The following is a 3,274-nucleotide window of genomic DNA, read 5'->3' as shown; positions in this document are numbered from 1 at the left end:
TGTTTGTTGTTAGGTCGTATACCTCCAGTCGCCGCTATAATGCGGGATATAGAAGGATGATGTCGGTCAAACAATCGAGCTATATCATTAAGCGTACTTCCTTGTTGGTATTTTTCCCACATTAATGCTCTTTGCTGAGCAGTATAGATAATACGAGTTCTTCTTTTCATAGCTGCGCTCCTTTGTTTAAGGATAGCATTGCATTGACCATTTGAACTCAAGATCTTAAAGCTGACATAAATTTTAATTCTATGGCTATAGGGGGCGTTTTGCCATAGAACTAATACTCTATTTCATCTGAATTTTAGAAAAGGTGAGTGACTGCAATGTAGATTTTACGACTTTCTGGTTTGATTACAACTTAGAAATATACATTGGTTTCTCAAGTTTTAATTATGTGCAACTTAATCGAATTGGTTCAACTAGGTAACACTTTCAGCCGTTAGGTTTTTTAACCAAAGCTTCGTTCTCATTCTGAAAACAAACATAAATGCTTTAGTTATTTCTTCAGAGTAAGAGATGAGAACTACCCAATATAGTGGTAACTTAAAGTAAAATGCCGCCGCCAACGTTAATGGAATGCTTAAAATCCACATGCCTGATATATCAATTAACATGCAATATTTGTTATCGCCACCTGCGCGTAATATCCCCATAGACATAGTTAAGTTAAATACTTTCAAGCAAGTGCCAAAGGTGATCAATACAAAAACATCATGGGACAATGCCATTGTTTCTGGAGACAAATTGGTATAAGGCATAAAGACTAAAGACTCACATTGAAGTAAAATTAAGGCTAATAAAAAGGTAACAATTGGCGCACTAATGGCGTAATGTTTTGCTAAAACCCATGCCGTTATAAATTCGTTTCTACCTAAGCGCTGCCCAACTAAAATAGCGCAAGCAGAAGCAAAACCAAAAAAGAATGAAACCAATAATCCTTCCATTGGCGCTAATAGACTCATTACAGCAAGTTCTTGTGTTCCAATACGTCCATATATCAGTTGATATACAAAAGTGCCTAATGACCACACGCCAAAACTTAGCATCATAGGCCAAACTAAGGTAAGTAATTTAGTCCACTCTTGTTTGTTATAAAAACTAGCACAAAAGAACGTTGTTGGAAAAATACTGTGCTTAACCTTTGCTAAGTAGACCAGTATTAATAAAGCATGAAGTGCTCGCGCAATTAGTGTTGCTAGCGCAGCGCCAATGACACCCATTGGCTCTATACCTAAGCCACCTTTGATTAACCAATAGTTTAAAAGAATATTGGTAATAATAGCTATGGTACTAATTAACATGGGGAAGACTACTTGCCCAAGACCCCTTAACGCGTTTTCAAATATCATCACAATGACAACAAAAATTAAGCTAGGCATGGTCAGCCAAAGGTAGTTTGTTCCTGCTTTTATAACGCTGGGATCTGTTGTGGCAATACCCATGATATTGTCAGAAAACAAGAAAGTAATGAGTAATATAGGCAGTAAAATCCCTGCTGCAATAACAAGTGTTTTAACAATGACTTGTCTAATCACACCAATTTGACCCGCGCCAAAGTGTTGCGCAGATAAAGTACCAACACCTGAGGCGAGTCCCGCTAAAATGATTAAAAAAACAAATTGAATTCGGTTACCCAGCCCAACAGAAGCAACGGCCGTATCGCCTAAATGCCCAACCATCATTATGTCACTCATGCCTAGCATGGTGACCAATATGCTTTGTAAAGAGATAGGCCAAGCTAATTTAATGCTTTGCTTTAATGATGAAGGTTCGATGTTACGCATTGGTTTTAGTCATTAGGGGTTACTATAATATTGCATAGAATTATAAAATATAGTGATAAAAAAAACATAAGTGAAATTGTCATGTATCATGTTTAAAACTATCATTTTGGTAATTCTATGTGGCAAGATATTTTAAATGTTCATCCTGATTGTATTGAGGATTTTATTAATTTTGATAAATTACCAGGGCAAGCTGATAGTTTCATAGCCATTGCGGGGTTGTCGTATTTACAAACTGAATATCAAATAGGCAAAACAGGTAAAGGAGAAGTTTGTTTAGGTAATGAAAACAGCAATAGGCATGTTCATTACTTAATTTCTACTCATGCAGGGGAGGGAAAGGTCAAGTTTGGTAACAACGAATATTTAGTTAAACCCGGTAGTGTGCTTTTACTGCCAGCAGGAACCCCTTTTTTGTATGAACTTTCGGGGAAGTACTGGGATATGTGTTGGCTATTACTGCATGACTGTTCTGAATATAAGTTTGTTCATCAACTTCAACCTTCCGTTTATTCCAGTGCGAATGCAGTGAAGCTTTATCAAACGATGTCACTTATTAGAGAATTCAAAGACGGTGAGAGTATGTATCAATCAGATATTGTATTGCGCTTAGTCGAAGTTTTAATTTATCAAATTGCGCAAACACTGAACATGGGGCAGCAACTAACAAAGCAACAACAAAAATTTCACTCTCTAATACGTCGTGTAAATAAGCAATTGCAACTGCCGTGGACTGTTAAGCAATTAGCTGCAGAAATGCATATGTCTGAGCCGCACTTCTTTCGTTTATGTAAGAAAGAAATGGGGATGACACCAATCAAACTATTAACTCACACTCGCCTAGAATACGCTTGCTACTTACTTCGTTATACACAATATAATCTTGATCAAATAGCTGACACCGTAGGCTATGGCGATAGTGCAAGCTTTGCTCACCGTTTTAAGAAAGACTATGGTTTAAGCCCCGGTCGCTGGCGTAAAGAACAGAAAAATACTTTTCAACATAATGCCATTGAAAATGATGAGCAAAGATAATATTTAGGTCTGAAATTACTATGCCACCCATAATAATTCTACGCAATGATAATGCTCTGAAACACGCTATCCATTGGTCAACAACAATGCATTTATTTCATCTTGTAAGCCTTTGCATATCGATTTTTATATGTTTTGATTAAATGAATGAATTTCAGGCAAGCTTTACTTCTCCCCCAAGGTAGCTGTGTTTTTCTTTCTGTTTTTGAATGTAGCTATGTTTACGCGCTATTCAAACAAGCTTGGGCATTTGTTTTACCGTGTGCTCGCTTTAACCCCACGTGCTCAGTAAATTCAGACAAATGCTCTGCGGTGCCGACCGCGCCCGTGAATATACCTTCAAAGTTTGTGGTGAGTTTGAGCCAACTTTTATCGCTGATGTGAAGTCTTGACAGTATATTTGCGGTTTTGTTATCGATAGCGCCTCGTTTGTCTGCTCTTATTACGCGACC

2 protein-coding genes and 2 pseudogenes are annotated in these 3,274 nt (G+C 37.4%); 1 reads left to right on the top strand and 3 read right to left on the bottom strand.

Going from position 1 to position 3,274, the window contains the following annotated elements:
- A pseudogene (locus H4J75_RS20315) lies at positions 1-170 on the bottom strand (IS30 family transposase); the annotation flags it as partial.
- Between the two features lie 252 nt (positions 171-422).
- Positions 423-1,787 carry an MATE family efflux transporter gene (locus tag H4J75_RS19380; protein ID WP_182223022.1) on the bottom strand — a complete coding sequence of 455 codons (1,365 nt, stop codon included), beginning with the start codon at positions 1,785-1,787 and terminating at the stop codon, positions 423-425.
- Positions 1,788-1,904: 117 nt separating this feature from the next.
- On the opposite strand from H4J75_RS19380, the gene H4J75_RS19375 reads away from it, so the two are divergent.
- The gene (locus tag H4J75_RS19375; protein ID WP_182223021.1) at positions 1,905-2,822 is read left to right on the top strand and encodes an AraC family transcriptional regulator; all 918 of its coding nucleotides are present in this window, start codon (positions 1,905-1,907) and stop codon (positions 2,820-2,822) included.
- A 221-nt stretch (positions 2,823-3,043) separates the two neighbouring features.
- Here the strand turns inward: H4J75_RS19375 and H4J75_RS19370 are convergent.
- Positions 3,044-3,274 (bottom strand): annotated as a pseudogene (locus H4J75_RS19370) (transposase); the annotation flags it as partial.

The organism is Colwellia sp. BRX10-1, from assembly GCF_014077545.1.
In the GTDB taxonomy this organism is placed as follows: Bacteria; Pseudomonadota; Gammaproteobacteria; order Enterobacterales; family Alteromonadaceae; genus Colwellia_A.
Note: the sequence above shows the minus strand (reverse complement) of the source record. Positions and strands in the feature narration are given on the sequence as shown.

What these genes read in the sequence shown, in the direction of transcription:
- H4J75_RS19375 (WP_182223021.1), top strand. Translation starts at nt 1,905, where the DNA reads ATGTGGCAAGATATTTTAAATGTTCATCCTGATTGTATTGAGGATTTT.
- H4J75_RS19380 (WP_182223022.1), bottom strand. Translation starts at nt 1,787, where the DNA reads ATGCGTAACATCGAACCTTCATCATTAAAGCAAAGCATTAAATTAGCT.